Origin of the sequence: Streptomyces sp. UNOC14_S4 (assembly GCF_020740835.1) — a bacterium.
GTDB lineage: Bacteria > Actinomycetota > Actinomycetes > Streptomycetales > Streptomycetaceae > Streptomyces.
The window spans coordinates 1-918 of the sequence record NZ_JAINFC010000988.1 but is presented as its reverse complement, the minus strand read 5'-3'; the positions used below and the strand labels follow the sequence as shown (position 1 = coordinate 918).

Below are 918 nucleotides of genomic sequence, written 5' to 3'. Positions count from 1 at the left end.
CCTCCCGCCCGCGATGTCGACGACCGTGCCCTCGGCGGGGAACGTGTAGCTCGCCGCGATCTTCGGCTCGGCCCGCCGGGAGAGCGACGACATGCCCAGGTCGAAGGAGTGCTGCAGGTCGGGGTCGGTCCGGAGCTTTTCGAAGAACGGCTTGCCGTGGGCGGCCTCGAAGCCCGGGACGCCGGTGCGCAGGGTCTCCTCCAGGCCGGAGAAGCCCCGGAGGAAGGCCTCGTCGGACAGCAGCAGGAGGGTGTACCGCTGGGAGAGGGGCACGCCGGTGCGCAGGAGCTCCGAGGTGGGGGTGAGGTGGACGGACTCCGCCTCGTCGATCCGGAAGATGCCGCGCATGGCCAGCATGCGCAGGACACGCCCGAGCGACGGCGCGTGGGTCCCGGAGCGGCGGGCGAGTTCGTCGACCGGGAGGGGGCCGTCGGCGAGGAGGTCCGGGATGCCGTGGACGAGCACGGCGCGCAGCGCGGACGAGTAGAGGGGGCCGTAGGCGATGGCGGACAGGGCGGCCACGGCGTCGTTCGCGTTCTCACCGGCGTTCGGGGTGGGGGTGGGGCTCATCGTCGTACTCCCGTCGTCGACATGCGCTGGGAATTCGTCAGCTGTCTCGCACGGTTGAATCTGTCACGAGTTTCCTGCGTATAACCGGCGAAATCCGGCCGAACATGCGAAGAGTGCCCCGCAAGGGGCGCGGGACAGTGCTCAATATGCGGCTCCGCCGCGTGGGCGCGAGCAACCAGCGACGGCCCGCAGTCGCGAACGCAGCGTAAGAGGCAGCCCGGTAGGCGCACCCGACCGCAGCTCGCGGTCGCGCGCCGAGCGCAGAGGCACTCCGGCAGGCGCGGCGGGGGTCCGGGGGCGCGGCCCCTGGTCCAGGAACCGGCGGAGTGCCTAGCCCCAGTCCCGCCC

Annotated in this window: 1 pseudogene; it reads right to left on the bottom strand. The window is 72.0% G+C overall.

The features are described from left to right. Positions 1 to 570, bottom strand: a pseudogene (locus tag K6I34_RS37505) (SAM-dependent methyltransferase); the annotation flags it as partial. Positions 571 to 918 lie beyond the last annotated feature (348 nt).